This window comes from Psychrobacter sp. Arc9, from assembly GCF_041431295.1.
In the GTDB taxonomy this organism is placed as follows: domain Bacteria; phylum Pseudomonadota; class Gammaproteobacteria; order Pseudomonadales; family Moraxellaceae; genus Psychrobacter.
In genome coordinates, this window is record NZ_JASMRK010000003.1 from 37,458 (window position 1) to 56,572 (window position 19,115).

The window sequence follows — 19,115 nt, forward strand, 5'->3', positions numbered from 1 at the left end:
GCTGATTAGTGACATGCCCTAGTTGTAAGATAAATGACTTTGTTGATTGGTAATAATTTTGCAAATTGCTAGAATTTACCTAAACGATAGATGAGCTGAGTCACTCATCGCACACTAATTTAGCATATTTTTCATATTTTAATTCAAAAAGCTTGAACTTATAAGGCTATTGACTACTTGTCTAGGGAGAGATGAGATGAATAGTGCTATTGTACTACTATTCGCCGTTGCCGCTATGCTCTGCGGCTACGTTTTTTATTCAAAATTTATCGCCACCAAAATTTTAGCATTGGACAACAGCCGTCCTACACCCGCACATACGATGAAAGATGGGATCGATTATGTTCCCACCAATAAGTATGTATTGTGGGGGCATCACTTTACGTCAGTGGCAGGGGCTGCACCAATTATCGGTCCTGCCATTGCAGTCATTTGGGGCTGGGTGCCTGCCATTATTTGGGTAGTGGTAGGTACTATCTTTATGGCTGGCGTACATGATATGTCTGCTATTTGGGCAAGTATGCGTAATAGAGGTCAGTCGATTGGCTCTATCGCTGGTACTGTCATGGGCACACGTGTCCGCAGCTTGATGATGGTTGTCATTTTCTTGTTACTACTGATGGTCAATGCTGTATTTGGCGTAGCTATCGCCAATATGATGATCAAGACGCCATCTGCGGTATTGCCAGTTTGGGGTGCCTTAGTGGTTGCCTTTATCATCGGGCAGTGTATCTATCGCTACAATATGAATTTGGTCTGGGTGTCCATTATCGGGGTAACAGCCTTGTACGGGCTTATTTATCTTGGCCCTATGTTCCCGATTGTGTTACCTGAAACCGTGATGGGTTTGCCTGATAACGCGGTATGGATCTTGATCTTGTTCGCCTATGCGGCGATTGCGTCGTTGTTGCCTGTATGGATGCTACTTCAACCTCGCGATTATATTAATGGCTTACAGTTATTTGTCGGTTTGATTCTACTATACGCTGCTATTTTTATTGGCACGCCTAATATTGTCGCGCCAGCCGTTAACACTGCATTACCAGCCGATACGCCGTCACTGCTGCCATTGTTGTTTGTGACAATTGCTTGTGGTGCCATATCAGGATTCCATGGTTTGGTCGCCACAGGGACTACTTCTAAGCAAATTGATAAAGAAGAAGACGTTCGTTTCGTTGGTTACTTTGGTGCATTGGGCGAGGGTATGCTAGCACTTGGGGCAATCCTTGCAGCAACCGCAGGTTTTGCGACTCTTGGTGATTGGCAAGCGGTCTATCAAAAGTTTGGTGATGGCTCTATCGGTGCTTTCATTGACGGCGGTGCGACCATCTTGAATGCAGGCGTTGGTATCGATATGGTGCTATCACAGACCATGCTTACAGTAATGGCTGCATTGTTTGCTGGTACGACGATGGATACTGGCGTACGTTTACAACGTTACATCTTCCAAGAATTTGGTGAATTTTATAATTTACCCGTATTGAATAAGAGTGTCGTTGCAACGTTACTTGCTGTCGGAAGCTGTTTGTTATTAGCGTTCGGTGCTGGTGGTATCGATGGCGCGGGCGGTATGATTATTTGGCCGCTATTTGGTACAACCAACCAGTTAATGGCTGCTTTAACCTTGATGATCGTTACCATTATCTTGTTACGTAAGGGCAAGCCAGTTTGGTACACCTTAGCACCATTGTCGTTCTTGTTGGTTATGACTGTCTTTGCACTATTGATTCAGCTCAAAACCTTCTTTACTGATGGTAATTGGCTACTTATTATTATGGATATTATTATCTTAATCGCAACTATTTTAGTGACGTTTGAGAGTTTGTCTGTACTACGCAAAGAGTGGTCACTACATAAAGGTAAAAGCGGTGAGGTTTAAACATTAACCCATATTAAGTATCTGTTTAATAAAAAACGCTAGCAGCAATTGCTGGCGTTTTTTGTATCATATAGGCATGATAGATCATAAGAGTTAAGTAAAATACGAGTACATTATGGAAAATGAAAACACATCGAATGATATAGAAAACGTTCAACCATTAGAGAATACTCAACCATGGTGGCAACGGTTTAAGAGTGGACTAAATGAGTTTTATCATGCGCCTTATCGTCAGACGATGGCACGAGCGGCACGTGATGAAGAAGATTTTTTTATGTTGCTTATGTTTGCTGAGAGTTTGGGGATTGATAATCCCGCCAGCTTTTATACATTAGAGTTGCAACCATTATTTTTAGAAAACTTTCATGAATGGCATACACGTATGGGAATGGATAGATGTCCATTTGACCATGTTGGTTGCTGCTAACAGTAGTGGATTGACTATATAAAAAAGTAGCTAAGCATTTATTAGATAATGAGACAAAATACGAGATAACGATATGGCATTACACCCTTTACATGGATTGGTAGAGCAGTTAGAGACACAACCTATTATATTTATCGGCGGCAAAGGTGGTGTAGGGAAGACCACCACGGCAGCAGCTCTAGCCAGCTACTATGCAAGCCAGCAGCAAAAAACCTTAATTGTCTCAACCGATCCAGCGCATAGTTTGGGTGATGTATTGAATATACGACTCAATAATGAGAAAACGGTGATATCACCTTATCTAGATGCGATTGAGTTAAATCCTGACGTGATTGTCGATGAACATTTTACTCAAGTCGAACGTACGATTAAAGCTTATGCCAACCCAGATATGATGCCCAAAATTCGTGAGCATCTGCGATTATCTAAATCAGCACCTGGTGCCCAAGAAGCCGCGATGCTTGAGTCTATGTGCCATCACTTAGTCGAAGCGGCAGATGCTGGGTATGAACACATCATCTTTGATACTGCACCGACAGGTCATACTTTGCGATTGTTGGTGTTACCAGAAATGATGGGCGCGTGGACGGATGGGCTGCTTGCACAGCAACGACGACAGGCCAAACTACGTTCGGTGGCGACGCATTTGGACAATCACAATCAGAAACAGAGCACGCAAAAGAACGACGTGGCCAATCCATTTGCAGCAAAAAAATCAGATCGCTGGGAGCAAGCTGTCTCCGTATTAGAAAAGCGCAAGCAATTGTTCCGCCAAGCAGGGTTGCTATTACATGACCGTACACAAACAGCGATTGTATTGGTGATGACCGCTGACGTCTTACCATTGGCTGAGACCAAGCGCGCTATCGAGCAATTGGAAGATAGTAAGCTCATGCCAGCAGCAATCGTCATCAATCAGCTGATATCAACTGCGCAGTCGGATGAGTTTTGGCGACGCCGTGCTGAGCGTCAGCAGCATTTGCTGCAGGATATCGAACAAAGCTTTACCAAGTACCCGCTGTATCCGATTTACCTGCAACAGACAGATGTACGCGGTACTGATGCATTAAGTGCGTTGTTAAGTGCATAGGGTGCATAGATAGTTCGCTAGTAATTTATGACTCACGCTTATACGACTGTAGTTTACCTGACAGCGACCATGCCATGTCTGTGCGTAATAACTGAGCTTGTTCGGACTTACCGCTGCTAAGCGACGACCATTGCGGTTTACCACGCGCTTTTTTGAGCTCACTTGGTAGTTTATGAGTTGGCCATACCGTAATTGGATTATTGTCTTCATCTGCATGGCTACTGTCGTCAGTTCGCGACGTTCCAAGACTGCTGTTTTCGCCCTTATATAATAACTGAGTGGCATCTGTAGCAGCATGACCACGATGGCGTAATGCAGTAAGTAAGTCTAATGCTCGCGTGGCTAGCAATGTTAACGTTGCAGGATCAATATACAAGCGTTTTACCCCAGTAATCCTATCGGCAATACTGCTGGTATTCGATAGCAGCCCGCCTGCAATACCACCTATAGCGGCACCCAATCCCAGAGTCGTACCTAGGGCTGCTGCATCGATACCTAGTCCTAGAAGCGCACCAGCTGCTGCCCCAGAAGTGGTACGAATACCGTAGCTTTTGAGTAGTTCAGGGTCAAAAGGATCTTGTTGATAGGCTTGTAGTTCAAGCGGCGTTGCAGCGACGGCATTGTCATAAAACTTATAAAGGTTAAGTAAGTTATGCTGCATCGCACGCTCACTTTGCCTAACCGCTTCTTGCATTTGTTCTAAGACAGGAAGTGGGTCGTCATCTTCGTTGATCTCGCGTACAAAGGCAGCAACATTCAATAAAAAATCAGCGATGATGATATTGGCCTCGTCATACAGCTGCGCCCAATCCTCCGTTCGACGTTGCATCAGCTGCTCAAGCATCTCAGAGTGGGTGAGCATAGTGGCTAGGTTTTTCCATAGACGCATCTCATCTTCAAACTCAAACGCGACCGAATCGAAACGCGTTGAAATATGCAGATTGCGTCTTGCCAGCATCGTTTGCCAGTCGTCGATATTGGCATTCTGACTGTCGGTAAAATTAAAGACAGGCATCACAGGAATCGCAGCCCAAGACAAAATCGCTAGCTCGTCTTTATATTTACCCAATACAGGCTCACGAGCATCTACCACGTAAATGGCCATATCACTTGTCAGTAGCTGACGAATTACTTTGGCTTCTTGACTATAATCATAGGGCAAGTCATAGCTGTCTGAACCTTGAGCGACATCCGCCGCCAAAAACTGTTGCAGACGTTCAATACCATCACGGCGACTGGCAGTGTTGTCCTCTAGCCAGTCCATGAGTCCTGATGCGTCCTCTAGGCCTGGTGTGTCGTATAGTGCTACCAGCACCTCACCCGTTTGACTGTCTGTCAGACTTGCTTGCTCGACGTGACGCGTGGTCGCCGCTTCGTTTTTGACTTCACCAAAATAGACATCACGCAGTAACGTGCGCAATATGGAGGTCTTACCGGTATTGGTGTGTCCCACGACCGCCAATTTTAGCGCTTCACCACTGGCGATGGTTTTTTTTGTCACATTTGCGGTGGCTGGCGGTACTGATTCAGTTGATATGGATTGATTATCATGAGTTACCCTAGACTGGGCGGCCGTTTTTGACACTGTCGAATGCGAGGTCTTGGCGTTATTATTTGAGTCGCTAGGCAACGCCTTGTCTGCAAAAAGACCTGTAGGCGTGTGATGCTCGTAATTTTCTTTTTTATTGTCATTATTCATAGTCGCGTCTTATTGTTATTGATGATCAAACTTTAGCCATTTATTGTAAAACAAATCTGGTGGCAGGTTGGTTCTGAATGCGTAGTGTCCATATCGTAAACTGTATTTTATGTATCCATGATACGCTATGAGATTGCTGTAGGTGGTCGCAGCAGTACCTTGATTTTTTTCTTAATGCCCTTGGCACGAAAAAACCGCTGCCACATTCGGTAAAACACCCCAAATATCAGACCAATAATATTATCGTGACTGGTCTCACCAACAGCCCCATATTTGACGGGATTATTGACGGTGTCTTCTTCTACGTAAGTGCCAAACCAGCGATCAAAAATAATAAGAACGCCGCCATAATTTTGGTCAATATATTCACTATTGGTACCATGATGGGCGCGGTGGTTGGATGGGGTGTCAAAGATATACTCAACCCATTTTGGAAATTTCCCCACCGTCTCGGTATGGATAAAGAACTGATAAATCAAATCTAACGCATAAAAGAAAAATACCCAGACAGGATGCACACCCAATATCATCAGCGGGACGAAAAATAACCACCAACCTGTCACCGAGTACAGCAGGCTTTGGCGCATGGCGGTGGATAGATTCATCTTATCATCTGAATGGTGCACGACATGCGCTGACCAAAACCAATTCATGCGGTGTGAGGCACGGTGAAACCAGTAATAGCTGAACTCAACCGCGACAAATATGGGTATGGCTGTCAGCAATGTCACCTCAATAGTGAATAGTCGGTATTGATATAGCCACAGGCAAATAGGCAGCACAATAAGTGCTTGGACAATCAATTCAAATCCGAGATAAGAGCCGCCCAAGCTAAAATTGGTCATCGCACGGCGCCAGCTAAAGCTTTCATTTTTCCCACGCTTAGACTGATAGAACCACTCTGCCAAAAACAATAAGAAAAATGGGCCACCAGCCAGCGGTAACAGCCATTCTTGCCAGTGAGCAGGTAAGATACTTGCCAGCATTGGCTGCCATGACTCTGGTGCAGCGGTTAAGATACTTTGGTTTAACGCCTCTTTGTAATTATCCAATATCTGACCATACTCACCTGATGTTAAGAGGGTGTTGTCTGTTGACATATTTGGCTCCTAGCCACTATAAAACATCCTTGTTACCCAAGAGATAACTATTTTCTATATTACTGGTTTATTTTGTCCCTTTTATAAAAATAATTATTATTAAGTATCGCATTCAAAAACTTTAAGAATCAATATCTACCAAGCCAATTTTTCGCGCAGAGAGCGCTGTCTGCCACTGCTGATAGCGAACGGCTTGTTTATCTACTGGTTCATCATCCGTACGAGCGTCAGTCAAGTCAGCAGAAGGGGTGGTATCACTAAGCAGCTGTACAATAAGACCATCTTTTGCATGAGCGGCGATTTGATCAAGTTTGCGTAGCGTACCGCGGTCAGGCAGTGCTTTGCTATGGATACCTAATAGGACTTGTACAGGGTGCTCGTCTAAGTAGTTTTTGAGCCGTGCCATATCATCACGGTCATCGACGATACCAAAATCCTCAACCTCACTTGATTGTTGAAAACCATGATGACTGCCATCAAGCCCTGACTGCCACCATTTATCCTGATTTGAAGGATATTCAAGCAAGGCGACCAGTTTCTTGCCTGCACTTACCGCCGCTTTGGGCGCGACAGGTGCGGGTGCTTCCGTAAAGTCATCTGCATCAACCACCTGACGCTGCCAAAAATTTATGATCTTTTGGTAATACGGTTGTTTGATGTCTAAGCGCATCTTTTTGCGGCGGAACATAAAGGCACAAAATACCCACGCTATCGCACGCGGGACAATACCGTACATCAGCAAGCTACCGACTAGCAATCCTGCCCACTGCCGCGCCACAGACAATGGCATCGCTTCTGTGACCAACCTGCTTTGTACAATCGCTGTACTATCTGGCACATCAAAACCAACCATGCCTGGTAGCCAGCCGAGTATTTGCGTTAAGCTCACCAGCGCCTGATCAGAGAGTAGGGTCGACTCCCAGCTAAAGCTATACTGACGCACAACCAACAAGAATATAATCGCAAGCAGCATGCCAGTCAACGTCGCAAGCCATAACTGATGGCTAAACCGGCCCAAATACCAGCGCATACCGCTATGCTGTAATTGGCGCTCATACAGATCGACGGCCGCCTTGGTCACATCGTCTTTACCGCGTATGAGATAGCTGGGACTGACAAAGCTGGCAAACCAACTGGGCGCTTGCTGGTCTCGATTGATAAGTGTCATGACAAGCCAGCCACCAAGCATAATAGTATGAAAACCAAGCAAGCAAACCAAGACATAAAAGAAATTCACCACATTAGACTGCAATAGCGTGAACAATCCCAAAAATCCCGAGATGCACCACACCACGCTCATAACGATCATGATGCCTTTTATGCGACCATCTATTTTGCCCAGCACCCGCGCAAGTACACCATTGCTATCTATCCGTGAGGCCCGTCGATGCAGCTTTTGGATAGGTGTGCCATCCTCGCTCTGTAGCTTTTCCGTGATCAGTAACGGGTCAGTGGCAAAGACGTGCTGATCAGTCTCTAAGGCACGTACCAGCTCGGTCAGTTGGTCTTGGGGTGATAGCATAAGGCGCTGATATCCGTATAAGAACGTCAATATAAGTAATGGAAAGCAAAAAATGCGGGTTTAATCGCTAAAAATTATTGTAGCGTATATAGAATGAGAATAATGTCTATTATTTTTATCATAGCAAACGCTCGTAAAATCAGCCAAAATGAATAAACAAACCAACACATGCTAAGAGCTGTATAAAAAGAGTGAGGGTAGCATATGAATAACGACATGAATAATAAAACCTATCTTATCATCGGCGGAACGGGCGGTATTGGTCAGGCCATGGTCAAGCAGTTGGTACAAGAGTCAGCTGCCGATCAAACTGACGGCGCATCTGCTAAAAGACATAGTACACAAGTATTCGCCACTTATCATCGCAGTGAGCCGAACTTTGAAGCAGAAAATCTACACTGGTTACCCATGAATATCAGTGATGAAGAAAGTATCCAAAAAGCGGCCGACACCATCAAGCAGACAATGGGTCATGTCGATTGGGTAATCAACTGCGTGGGATTACTCCATACAGAGACTGCGCAGCCAGAAAAGGCCTTGAGGCAGATTGAAACGGAGTTCTTTTTACACAACATGCAAATCAATGCACTAGCAAGCTTGCTGATAGCCAAGCATATCAAACCGTTGCTCGCCAAAGCTGAACGCAGCGCTGAGCATCCAGCTATTTTTGCGACCATATCAGCTCGTGTCGGTAGTATCACGGACAATCAACTTGGCGGCTGGTATAGTTATAGAATGAGCAAGGCGGCGCTCAATATGGGGATGAAAAACTTGAGTATCGAATGGGGCCGATCACTCAAAGAGGTGTGCGTAGTCGTTATGCAACCGGGAACCGTGAATACCCAACTGTCCGCGCCGTTTCAAGGCAATGTCGCTGAAGGACATCTATTCTCGCCAGCGTATAGCGCCGAGTGTTTATTGGAAGTGCTATCAGGGATGACGGCTGCCCAATCAGGCAGTTTTGTCGATTGGGCAGGAGAGTCGATACCTTGGTAATGATACAGATGATAGGGTGATTTAGGATGGTTATCCTGTTAAAACACTAATAAGCCATAAATAAGTCCATAAACTCATTCACTGGCGTTTGCTCCAATTTTTCTTGATCGTCACACAGCTCAATGATTTGCTGACACCGACTATCGATAAAGCGAGTAGCCAAGCTGGCTCGGAACTTTGCCTCAAGTATAGGAATGCCCTCGGCACGGCGGCGTTTATGACCGATAGGATACTCGATGGCGACTTTTTCTGTGCTACTGCCATCTGTAAAGAATACCTGAATGGCATTGGCAATAGAGCGCTTACTGGGGTCATGGTAATCTTTTGAATACTGTGCGTCTTCTTCTACCACCATTTTTTCGCGTAGCTCATCGATTGATAAATGCTCTTCGTGATAGTCATCCTCATAGTTCTCCGCCATCAAATCGCCTGTCAATAGTGGCACAGCCACCATATATTGTAAGCAGTGATCCCGATCAGCTGGGTTAGCAAGCGCGCCCTCTTTTGAGATGATGCGAATTGCTGAATCATGGGTGGTTAGGACAATTTTTTCGATCTCATCAATTCGACCTTTCACATGTGGATGCAAAATGACGGCCGCTTCACAGGCAGTCTGGGCATGAAACTCAGCAGGAAAGCTTATTTTAAATAAGATGTTTTCCATCACATAACTGCCAAAGTCACGCTGAAAGGTAAATCGACGCTCGTCTTCGGGTTTGGTCGCAAGATCCTTATTGGTATGGCTAAACAGCACATCATAAAACCCCCATTGCGGTGCGGTTAGTGCGCCAGGGACACCCATTTCACCACGTGCGGTGATATCTACCAGACGTACCGCACGGCTGGTTGCATCACCTGCCGCCCATGATTTTCGGCTGCCCGCGTTGGGTGCATGACGATAGGTGCGCAGTGCCTGACCATCGACAATGGCTTGTGAGATGGCGGCCATGATGCGCTCGCGTGGCAGCTGATAGAGTTTGGCGACGACCGCAGTTGAGGCTAATTTTACCAAAAACACATGATCAAGACCCACGCGATTGAATGAGTTTTCGAGTGCCATGACGCCTTGAATTTCATGCGCCATGATCATCGCCTCGAGCACGGCCCTCATGGTTAGAGGTGCTTGCCTTTGGCCGATATTTTTTTGACTGATATAGTCGGCGACCGCCAAGATGCCGCCCAAGTTATCAGACGGATGACCCCACTCAGCAGCGAGCCACGTATCATTATAGTCAAGCCAGCGTACCATACAGCCGATGTCAAAAGCGGCTTTGATGGGGTCTAGTCTATAGGAGGTGCCAGGGACGCGAGCGCCATGCGGCGTTATTTGATCAGGGCAATCAGGCCCCAAGTGCTTGGTACACTCAGGGAAGCGCAGTGCCAGTAGTCCGCAGCCGATGGTATCCATGAGACAGTGGCGTGCAGTACGCCATGCATCAGTGGGATTTGGTGACTCGTTATCTATGGAATAATTGAGCACATAATCGGCGATTTTTTGGATTTCATCGTCATATTCTGGACGGATATTGCTCTCTACCGTTGCCTCATTTGTATTTGAATGGGCTGTATCTGAATTGGTATTTGACATGGTTGTTTCCTCTTCCTTGAGTGTGCTAACTTTTCGCTTTGTTGACCCATGCTCGCAGTCATCCTTTTAAAGCGGTTATCATTCAAAAGTAGCATACTCAATATGGAACAACCAGACTGAATTGTGTTAAGAAGTAAAACTTTGTAGGCTGTTTAAATCATCAAATAGAGCAGACCTAAAATAAACAGCGCTGCTATAATAAACAGCAGGAAGCTTAAAACTTTGGTCGTGGTTGACGCAGTATCCACACTTTCTTTTCTTACTTTGTTTTTCTTAGCAACGTATAGCACCATCTTCACGTGCTCAATATTATCTTCAAGATAATGCTCACCTTCAGGTACAAAACCCAAAGACTCATAAAAACTAAGCAGGTAAGCCTGTGCCGAGATAATAATCGGACGTTTTTTACCGTATTTTTTGCGGCAATGAGCAATAGCCTGAGTCATTATTTGACGTGCTAGGCCGTCACCTCTGTGCTCTGATAACACAAGCACTCTACCGATGGCAGGCATGGCAGTGTGGTTGATCTTGATCGTAGGGTCGGCGACCGATAGATTGGATTTTAGTTTATTGAATTCAGGCGGGACAATGCGGCAATATCCGACCAATGCTGCATTTTGATGAGCAATCAAATGCAAGCAATCAAAATCGACTTCATCCATATCTTGATAAGCACAGTTTTGTTCGACGACAAAAACCTGCGAGCGTGCTTTTAGGATATGGTAAAGGTCAACTGAGGTCAGCTCATCAAAGGTTTTGATAGAAAATTCACAATTCATAATGGGCAAGCTTCTAGCAATAGGCGGTAAAATAGGGGCATTATAACGATTTAGGCAGTCATTAACCATTCCTAACCCTTTAGGGTCTGACTGATTTTGTCTAAATTTAAGCTATCAGACATGGCACTAAATATCTCAAAGTATTTGCCGCGTTGGGCATAGAGCGCCTCGTGTGTGCCTGTTTCGACAACTTGGCCGTTTTCTATCACCACCAAATCATCGGCATCAATGATTTGAGCGATATTGTGCGAAACCATGATGACGGTACGATCTTTTTTGATCAGATCAAGGCTTTTTTTGACCTGTTGACTGGCGATAGCATCGAGACTGGCGGTCGGCTCGTCCAAAAACACAATCGGCGGATCTTTTAAAAACATCCGTGCTAGCGCAATACGCTGCTGCTGCCCACCTGATAACGACTTGGCAGTGCTCTCGTAGCCATCAGCTAACCCCATAATTTGATCGTGTATCGAAGCTTTTTTTGCCGCTACAATGATGTCATCAATGCTAGCGTTCATATCGCCATAGCGGATATTTTCACTGATCGTGCCCGAAAATATATGATTACTTTGTAGTACCAACCCAATGCGCTGACGCAACTCGTGAGTATCACAGTCAGCCAGATCGTGCCCATCTAGGCAGATCGTACCAGCGTCTGGGGCATAGAACTTGACCAATAGATTGATAATCGTGCTCTTGCCAGCGCCAGAGAGGCCAACCAGCGCCGTGATACGGTTGGGCTTAATAGTGAAGCTGACGTCTTTGAGCGCTTGCGTCCCATTCGGATAAGTAAAATCGACATGTTTAAGCTCGATATGACCTTTTAGGTTGTCGCTACTGATACCAGCGATGCTCTCGACTTGGCTGTCATCTTCTAAAATATCAAAAAAACCTTCGGCATAGGTCAATGCATTATTTATCTGGTCGTAGATGCGGTGCAGCTGGCGAATAGGGGCAGCGACGTTTTGAAATAGCATAACGTGAAATAAAATCATTCCAATGGTCATCTCACCTTGTAGGACAAAATAAGCGGTGAGCAGGATGATAACCACCACACCAATCTGCTCGATAAAGGTTTTGATGGCATCATACACAAACCCAATACTGCGAATACGCAGCTGATTATCGGTCATTTCCTTTTGAATGGCTAAGTGCTTTTCTGCTTCTATCGACTCACGGACAAAGGATTTCACCACGCTGATCGAATTGATCAAAGATATTACCAAACCGCTTTTGGCTTCTCTATAGCCACGCATCTGCCGACGAAAACCTTGTAGGCGCTTGGCTTGTTTTTGGCTGATAAAAAAGTAAATGGGAATGATAATAAGACCGACCAAGCCTATCCAAAAATTGGTCGAAAACATAATGATAAGTGCCACTATCGCATTGGCAAACAGCGGTAGCATATCGATAAAGAAGTTTTGCACTAAACTGGTTAAGCTGCTGACGCCATAATCGATACGCGTTTGCAACTTGCCGCTGTCGTTTTCGCTACTGGTATAAAATGCCATCCGATAGGTCAAGATGCGTTCAATGATTTTTTGCGATAAATCACGTGATAGATTGATACGAATCTTTTCGCCGAAGAAGCGTTGCCCAAACGAGATGAATATCGATAATATCTCTTTGGTTAAGAGTACCGCACTGATAATGGTCAGCATGCGCACGCCAGCTTCCCAAGGCTCAGCGAGGGTAGCGATTTCGGTCAAGGTATCAACGGCATAGCGCAGCACAAAGGCATTAACTTGCGCGGTAAAGGAGCCTAGAGCAGTCAGCGCTAAGGTGGCGATGATAAGCAAGCGATAAGGCGCGGCAAATACCGCCAGTTTTTTGAGGATATCCCACAGTAGTGCCCGCCGTTCTTTCTTTTCGACTGGCGGTTTTTTGTCTAACTGTGCGCGGCGTGGTTGGGGAGATGTTGGCATAAAACTCTATCGCAAATTAAAATACGCCATGGCTACGCTTAAAAAGCATCCGCTGGCACAAAAACTTCACCAACCATGATACGCCTTGCTGAGCGACTCATCGACACTTTTTTGGCTTGCCAGCGGCCATCGACCAGTTCGGTCTTACCGCCGACGAGCAATGTACCTGATGGGTGGCCAAAACGCACCTCTGTCAGCTCGCCAGCGCCTGCTGCTTGATTGACGATTGTGCCTTGTGTGGTTGCCGCAGCGGCAATAGCGACGGCTGCTGTACCCATCATGGCGTGATGCAATTGACCCATACTCATAGCACGTACGACTAAATCAATCTCGCCTGCATCGACCGATTTACCACTAGAAGCGGTATAGCTCTGTGCTGCGCCAACCCAAGCGACTTTAGGAATATGTTGGCTGGTCTGTGCCTCGCTCACGTCTTTGAATAATCCCATCGCCACGCCGCCTGTAGCACGAATTTTCTCAAGCTTGCTAAGTAGCTTGCTGTCGCTATTAATGTCGCCTTGTAATTCAGTACCCGTAAATCCTAAATCTTTTGCTTTCATAAAGATGGTTGGGATACCTGCACTAATGAAGGTGGCTTTGATGCTATCAGCATTTAGACCGCAGCCTGATACATCGAAATCATCGACCAAATTGCCCGTCGGGAACATGTCGCTGGTGGCATCAACCGGATCGATAAACTCAATTTTGACTTCAGCTGCTGGGAAGGTGACACCGTCTAATTCAAAATCACCTGTCTCTTGAACCTGTACTTTGTCATTTGCATCTTTATAGACTGGCACATGGGCAATGATGGTTTTACCAATATTTTCTTGCCAGATACGCACTTCACAAATCCCGCTTTCAGCATTGTCATCGATACTATTAGCAATTTTGTCGGCATCAACTAGACCCATATTAATGGCACAGGCACCGACGGCTGCAGTTAAGTTACCACAGTTACCCGCCCAATCAATCATAGGCTTGGCGATATTAACTTGTCCAAACAGATAATTCACGTCATGATCTGGTCTGTCAGAGGCCGATAAAATAACCGTTTTTGATGTACTAGAGCTACCATTGCCGAGACCATCAATTTGCTTACCGTAAGGATCTGGGCTACCGATAACACGTAGCAGGAAGTTATCTCGTGCTTCGCCAGCGACTTGGCAACGCTCAGGTAAATCAGATAATTTAAAGAAAGTGCCTTTTGAGGTACCACCGCGCATATAGGTAGCAGGAACGGATATTTGCGCGGCGAATTTTGGTTTTGATTGAGTCATTGCTGGAAATCCTTTTGATAATGCTATTATAGTAACATTGACTATATTGGGATAATTTAACTATGGTTAAAACTAAGAAAACAATCTATTTAGACCAAAATGTTTTGACAGAATTGAGAATTAATAAACTCTATACAAGTGATTCAAAGTTGATCCAATTACTAAAATTACTAACTTCTAATGAGTACACTATAGTTTATTCACATACGACTTTATTGGAAATATACAATATAGGTAATAAAGCATATATAGATGAGCACTTAGAAACCCTCAGGCTACTCAACGCAGTTTATTGGAATAAACTGTTTACGCCTAATGAACACAACGTGTATGTTATATATAGAAATTTTGTCAAAGTGCATGAAGGTAAGTTTTCTAGAGTCCTTTATGCTAGTAACGAAAAATTTATTAAAAGAATAAATGGTATAGATATTGGAATAACTACCAAAGATAGTTTTAATAGTATGCTTGGTGAAGCTGTCAGCATACCTTTCTCATACTTAGACGATAAAATACCCATTTTGAGGAAAGCAAATAAATATTTTTCAAAAAAAGCAGTTGATCTTACAATCAATTATTTTTCTAGTATAAGCAATGAGCTACCAGATTTTGACCCAGTTACTTTTAGAGAATGTATCAAAATAGATACTGAAATTAAGTTAATAGAACCTGAAGAAGCTATGTTCTTTATTATTAAAGCCTTATGTGATTATGATCCTCATTTCATAAATATATTTAAATTTGATAAAGGTAATATAGAAACAAAGATTGAATTCTTTTTTAACTTCCTCAATTGGATCGGTTATTATTCTGATAAGTTCCAAAACGATACTAATAAAAAAGGTTTCCACGCTGCATCTATGCGTGATGCAGCTCATGCTGGAACTGCTTGGCATTTTGACTATTTACTTTCAGATGATTACAAATTTAGGCAAAAAGCTAAAGCATGCTACGCTTTTGTTGGCTCTACAACGAAAGTACTTTCTATTGACGAATTCTTATTACTGCATTAGTCCGCGCTACGACTAGCAGCCCGATACTGATCAATGGACATAGCCAAATGCTTCGCATTAGCAGACGACTTCAATAAATAAAATGTCTCCATTAAACTATTATAATGAGCAAGCGACATGATAACTGCACCCTTATTGTTTTGACGACCTATAGTGATCAAGTCATCATTACAATTTACAGTATCTAAGACTGCTTCAAGGTCTTTGTTCGCCTTAGAAAAACTGATAGTTTTCATAGAATTTCTCTTAGTAATAACCTCTATAAAGTATTATACAAATATCCGTTATTATCAACGAAAAAGCCGATGTCATATAAAGTTATACAACATCGGCGACTTTTATACTTTATTGCTTATCACGCTAAAACCTACAGGATAGCCTTAGACGATATCTAGCGTACCTTCGATAAACTCTTTAGCAAAACGCTGTAGCATGCCACCAGCATTATACATTTTGACTTCATCAGCCGTATCTAAGCGGCAGATAATTGGCGTCTCAGTAGTACTGCCATCGGCACGATGAATCACTAGAGTCATCAACCCGCCAGCCGAGACTTCACCTGTGACATCAAAGGTTTCTGTACCATCGATATCTAACGTATGGCGAGTCGTACCTTCTTCGAACTGTAAAGGCAGCGCGCCCATGCCAACTAAGTTTTGACGATGAATACGCTCAAAGTCTTCAGCAACGACGGCTTCTACGCCAGCGAGACGCACGCCTTTGGCAGCCCAGTCACGGCTTGATCCTTGACCATAGCCATCACCTGCGATAATGATAAGCGGCTGCTCACGGTTCATGTAGGTTTCAATCGCTTCCCACATGCGCATGACTTGACCTTCTGGTTCGACGCGCGCCAGTGAGCCTTGGACAACTTCGCCATCTTCATCGCGTACCATTTCGTTCAATAGTTTAGGGTTGGCAAAGGTGGCGCGTTGCGCGGTTAAATGGTCGCCGCGATGGGTTGCGTATGAGTTATAGTCCTCAGCAGGCAAGCCCATAGTATCGAGATACTCGCCAGCTGCTGATGAGCCAAGAATGGCGTTTGATGGTGACATATGGTCGGTTGTGATGTTATCACCAAGGACTGCAAGCGGACGTAAACCTGTCAGTTTATTTTTCTTGGCCATTTTGCCTTCCCAGTACGGTGGGCGGCGGATATAAGTGGTCATTTCACGCCAGTCATATAATGGACTTAACGCCTTACCCGTATCTTTTTTGGCTTCATCAAACATTGGGATATAAACCGCATTGAACTGCTCAGGCTTCACGGCAGCAGCAACAATGGCATCAACCTCTTCATCATCAAACCAGATGTCTTTTAGATAGACGTCATTGCCGTCTTTGTCTTTGCCCAATGAGTCTTTTTCGATATCAAAACGGATGTTACCAGCGATGGCATACGCGATAACCAATGGCGGCGATGCCAAAAATGCTTGCTTGGCGTATGGGTGGATACGACCGTCGAAGTTACGGTTACCAGATAGCACTGCCGTGGTAAATAAATCATTATCGATGATTTCTTTTTCGATATCAGGGTCTAGCGCACCGCTCATACCGTTACAGGTCGTACAAGCAAAGCCGACTACATCAAAGCCAATCTCCTGCAATTCTGGCATCAGACCTGCTTCTTCTAGATACATTTTGACCGTTTTTGAGCCGGGTGCGAGTGATGACTTAACCCACGGTTTACGCAATAGTCCTTTGGCATTCGCGTTACGGGCGACAAGACCTGCGGCAACCATGTTGCGAGGGTTTGAGGTATTGGTACAGCTGGTGATAGCAGCGATAATCACTGCGCCATCTGGCATGAGACCATCTTTTGGTTCAGGGAGTTTTTGATCAGGCGCGTGGGCGATGCCTTTGGCCACCAAATCATCGGTAGATACACGGGCATGGGGACGCGACGGGCCTGCCATGTTACGACCGACTGATGACAAATCAAACTCAAGGACGCGTGCGTATTCGGCTTTTTCCATGCCGTCAGCCCATAGACCCGTTTGCTTGGCATACTGCTCAACCAGTTTAATCTGTTCCTCAGAACGACCCGTCAGACGCAGATAGTCAATGGTTTGCTCATCGATATAGAACATCGCAGCAGTTGCGCCATATTCAGGCGTCATATTGGAGATAGAGGCGCGGTCACCGACACTTAGCTGGCGTGCACCGTCACCAAAGAATTCAATATATGTAGAGACCACACCTGCATCACGTAAAAATTCCGTCATCGCCAGTACGAGATCCGTACCAGTAATGCCTTTTTGCAGTTTGCCTGTTAATTTGACCCCAACGTAATCAGGTAGGCGCATATAAGAGGGGTTGCCTAGCATGACGCTTTCGGCTTCTAGACCGCCTACACCGATTGAGATCACACCTAGTGCATCAACCATCGGCGTGTGGCTATCCGTACCGACCAACGTATCAGCGAATGCGACTTCTTCACCGGCTTTATTGTGTACGACTTGGACGACTGGCGACATTTTTTCTAGGTTAATTTGATGCATGATGCCGTTACCCGGTGGTACGACGTTGACGTTATCAAAGGCATACTGACACCAGTTGATAAAGTGGAAACGGTCATCATTACGGCGCTCTTCGATAGCACGGTTTTTCTCAAAAGCGTTTTCTTCAAAGCCTGCATGCTCAACGGCTAGTGAATGGTCAACAATCAACTGCGTTGGGACGATTGGGTTCACTTTTGAAGGGTCACCGCCTTGCTCAGCGATGGCGTCACGGAGACCTGCCAAATCAACAAACGCAGTCTGACCTAGGATGTCGTGGCAGACGACGCGAGCAGGGTACCATGGAAAATCTAGGTCTTGCTTACCTTCGATATGTTGCTTTAGCGCATCGGTTAACTCTTCTGGTGGGCAACGGCGTACTAGGTTTTCACACAATACTTTTGAGCAAAATGGTAGCTTGTCATACGCGCCAGCTTCGATACTCTCGACAGCCTCGCGGGTGTCAAAGTAATAAAGATCAGTACCGGGAAGTGGCTTTTTGAATTGTTCGTTCATTGGTTGTACTAGGGCGTTGTCCATAAGTCACCTTTGGCTGTTAGCTGTTTCTAATTTTTAAGAATTGTCTTTAGTTGTCTGATCTAATAAACCTTTGGAATAGTTGAAAATCGCATCAAAACCATCCTTTCTCTCTTTTATATTGACGCTTTCTAACTCTTCAAATTTCTTTGATTTAATATTAGCTCCGTATAGAAGTCCAGAAATCCCTGACACTACATTCATGAATTTAATACGAGATGATGAATTTTCAGGTTGAACATTCAATTGCAAACTATTGCATAAGTTTTTGTTCTTTTTAGTTTCAAAACTAAGAGGTTGATTAGAGTGAGCAAACTCATTTCTTATCTTTCTCAAAATATTAATGTCATTCATTGTCACTTTACTAATCAAACCTAAAGAGTAGGATAATTTAATTTTAGATGAGAATGTGCCAAGTGGACCACTAAAAGAAAAAAGCTCATTTAAATGTTGGTTACTTCCAACAAGTATATTTCTCAAAATATTTTCAAGCTCATTATCAATATGAGCAGTAGCATATAGTGCTAATCCTCTATCAGACTCCTTAAGCATTTCTCTTCTTAGTTTTACAAATTCATTTGATGAATCCTTAGCAAGCTTAGGAAGTGGAAGCCCATCCATTACTTTTTCTAAAACTTCCTCAATAGTTAAATCTGTCTTGTCATTCATTTTTAAAAACTCATGTCAGTATAGAAGTTAGTGAGAGTAGATGAGATAAATTTTAAAAATAACCAAAACAAGCATAAATTCAGAGAATCGCTCATTTTGGTTAAAAGGAAAAA

General features: G+C 44.4%; 15 protein-coding genes. 5 read left to right on the top strand and 10 right to left on the bottom strand.

Annotated elements, in window-relative coordinates:
- The first annotated feature begins 196 nt into the window (after positions 1–196).
- The 3 genes from QO187_RS02495 to QO187_RS02505 all read left to right on the top strand — a co-directional run bounded on the left by QO187_RS02495 (position 197) and on the right by QO187_RS02505 (position 3,396).
- Entirely contained in the window at positions 197–1,879 is a 1,683-nt protein-coding gene (locus QO187_RS02495) for a carbon starvation protein A (protein ID WP_057760164.1), read from the top strand.
- 115 nt (positions 1,880–1,994) lie between these two features.
- On the top strand, positions 1,995–2,306 hold the full coding sequence (locus QO187_RS02500; RefSeq protein WP_179799197.1) for a cory-CC-star protein: 312 nt from the start codon (positions 1,995–1,997) through the stop codon (positions 2,304–2,306).
- Positions 2,307–2,379: 73 nt separating this feature from the next.
- The gene (locus tag QO187_RS02505) at positions 2,380–3,396 is read left to right on the top strand and encodes an ArsA family ATPase (protein ID WP_371547015.1); all 1,017 of its coding nucleotides are present in this window, start codon (positions 2,380–2,382) and stop codon (positions 3,394–3,396) included.
- Between the two features lie 25 nt (positions 3,397–3,421).
- Here QO187_RS02505 and QO187_RS02510 read toward each other — a convergent pair whose 3' ends face one another.
- From QO187_RS02510 to QO187_RS02520, 3 genes are all read right to left on the bottom strand, one after another.
- Positions 3,422–5,095: a DUF3482 domain-containing protein gene (locus tag QO187_RS02510; protein ID WP_371547016.1), complete on the bottom strand. Its 1,674-nt coding sequence runs from the start codon at positions 5,093–5,095 to the stop codon at positions 3,422–3,424.
- Positions 5,096–5,220: 125 nt separating this feature from the next.
- A complete protein-coding gene (locus tag QO187_RS02515; protein WP_371547019.1) occupies positions 5,221–6,195 on the bottom strand; it encodes a sterol desaturase family protein in 975 nt (324 codons plus the stop codon).
- Positions 6,196–6,316: 121 nt separating this feature from the next.
- Positions 6,317–7,717: a DUF2868 domain-containing protein gene (locus QO187_RS02520; RefSeq protein ID WP_371547022.1), complete on the bottom strand. Its 1,401-nt coding sequence runs from the start codon at positions 7,715–7,717 to the stop codon at positions 6,317–6,319.
- Between the two features lie 204 nt (positions 7,718–7,921).
- Here QO187_RS02520 and QO187_RS02525 point away from each other — a divergent pair, with 204 nt between their 5' ends.
- The gene (locus QO187_RS02525) at positions 7,922–8,713 is read left to right on the top strand and encodes an SDR family oxidoreductase (protein WP_371547025.1); all 792 of its coding nucleotides are present in this window, start codon (positions 7,922–7,924) and stop codon (positions 8,711–8,713) included.
- 46 nt (positions 8,714–8,759) lie between these two features.
- Here QO187_RS02525 and QO187_RS02530 read toward each other — a convergent pair whose 3' ends face one another.
- From QO187_RS02530 to prpF, 4 genes are all read right to left on the bottom strand, one after another.
- Positions 8,760–10,301 (bottom strand): bifunctional 2-methylcitrate dehydratase/aconitate hydratase, encoded by a 1,542-nt coding sequence (locus QO187_RS02530; protein ID WP_101205862.1) that lies wholly within the window; start codon positions 10,299–10,301, stop codon positions 8,760–8,762.
- Positions 10,302–10,453: 152 nt separating this feature from the next.
- Positions 10,454–11,080 (bottom strand): GNAT family N-acetyltransferase, encoded by a 627-nt coding sequence (locus tag QO187_RS02535; protein ID WP_075107142.1) that lies wholly within the window; start codon positions 11,078–11,080, stop codon positions 10,454–10,456.
- 71 nt (positions 11,081–11,151) lie between these two features.
- Positions 11,152–13,005, bottom strand: coding sequence for an ABC transporter ATP-binding protein (locus QO187_RS02540; protein ID WP_371547028.1), 1,854 nt, complete (start codon positions 13,003–13,005; stop codon positions 11,152–11,154).
- Between the two features lie 38 nt (positions 13,006–13,043).
- Positions 13,044–14,285, bottom strand: coding sequence for a 2-methylaconitate cis-trans isomerase PrpF (prpF, locus tag QO187_RS02545; RefSeq protein ID WP_371547031.1), 1,242 nt, complete (start codon positions 14,283–14,285; stop codon positions 13,044–13,046).
- A 62-nt stretch (positions 14,286–14,347) separates the two neighbouring features.
- On the opposite strand from prpF, the gene QO187_RS02550 reads away from it, so the two are divergent.
- A complete protein-coding gene (locus tag QO187_RS02550) occupies positions 14,348–15,298 on the top strand; it encodes a hypothetical protein (protein WP_101205866.1) in 951 nt (316 codons plus the stop codon).
- Here the strand turns inward: QO187_RS02550 and QO187_RS02555 are convergent.
- From QO187_RS02555 to QO187_RS02565, 3 genes are all read right to left on the bottom strand, one after another.
- Complete coding sequence (locus tag QO187_RS02555; protein WP_101205867.1) at positions 15,295–15,534, bottom strand: type II toxin-antitoxin system Phd/YefM family antitoxin; 240 nt, start codon at positions 15,532–15,534, stop codon at positions 15,295–15,297. The genes QO187_RS02550 and QO187_RS02555 overlap by 4 nt on opposite strands.
- 144 nt (positions 15,535–15,678) lie before the next feature.
- Entirely contained in the window at positions 15,679–18,312 is a 2,634-nt protein-coding gene (gene acnD, locus QO187_RS02560) for a Fe/S-dependent 2-methylisocitrate dehydratase AcnD (protein WP_371547183.1), read from the bottom strand.
- A gap of 57 nt (positions 18,313–18,369) precedes the next feature.
- On the bottom strand, positions 18,370–19,002 hold the full coding sequence (locus QO187_RS02565) for an MltR family transcriptional regulator (protein WP_102090707.1): 633 nt from the start codon (positions 19,000–19,002) through the stop codon (positions 18,370–18,372).
- Positions 19,003–19,115 lie beyond the last annotated feature (113 nt).

Bases quoted from the DNA above. Each gene is read 5' to 3' on its own strand.
- QO187_RS02530 (WP_101205862.1), bottom strand. From the start codon at position 10,301: ATGTCAAATACCAATTCAGATACAGCCCATTCAAATACAAATGAGGCA.
- QO187_RS02505 (WP_371547015.1), top strand. From the start codon at position 2,380: ATGGCATTACACCCTTTACATGGATTGGTAGAGCAGTTAGAGACACAA.
- QO187_RS02525 (WP_371547025.1), top strand. From the start codon at position 7,922: ATGAATAACGACATGAATAATAAAACCTATCTTATCATCGGCGGAACG.
- QO187_RS02500 (WP_179799197.1), top strand. From the start codon at position 1,995: ATGGAAAATGAAAACACATCGAATGATATAGAAAACGTTCAACCATTA.
- QO187_RS02535 (WP_075107142.1), bottom strand. From the start codon at position 11,080: ATGAATTGTGAATTTTCTATCAAAACCTTTGATGAGCTGACCTCAGTT.
- QO187_RS02565 (WP_102090707.1), bottom strand. From the start codon at position 19,002: ATGAATGACAAGACAGATTTAACTATTGAGGAAGTTTTAGAAAAAGTA.
- QO187_RS02510 (WP_371547016.1), bottom strand. From the start codon at position 5,095: ATGAATAATGACAATAAAAAAGAAAATTACGAGCATCACACGCCTACA.
- QO187_RS02550 (WP_101205866.1), top strand. From the start codon at position 14,348: ATGGTTAAAACTAAGAAAACAATCTATTTAGACCAAAATGTTTTGACA.
- prpF (WP_371547031.1), bottom strand. From the start codon at position 14,285: ATGACTCAATCAAAACCAAAATTCGCCGCGCAAATATCCGTTCCTGCT.
- acnD (WP_371547183.1), bottom strand. From the start codon at position 18,312: ATGAACGAACAATTCAAAAAGCCACTTCCCGGTACTGATCTTTATTAC.
- QO187_RS02540 (WP_371547028.1), bottom strand. From the start codon at position 13,005: ATGCCAACATCTCCCCAACCACGCCGCGCACAGTTAGACAAAAAACCG.
- QO187_RS02515 (WP_371547019.1), bottom strand. From the start codon at position 6,195: ATGTCAACAGACAACACCCTCTTAACATCAGGTGAGTATGGTCAGATA.
- QO187_RS02555 (WP_101205867.1), bottom strand. From the start codon at position 15,534: ATGAAAACTATCAGTTTTTCTAAGGCGAACAAAGACCTTGAAGCAGTC.
- QO187_RS02520 (WP_371547022.1), bottom strand. From the start codon at position 7,717: ATGCTATCACCCCAAGACCAACTGACCGAGCTGGTACGTGCCTTAGAG.
- QO187_RS02495 (WP_057760164.1), top strand. From the start codon at position 197: ATGAATAGTGCTATTGTACTACTATTCGCCGTTGCCGCTATGCTCTGC.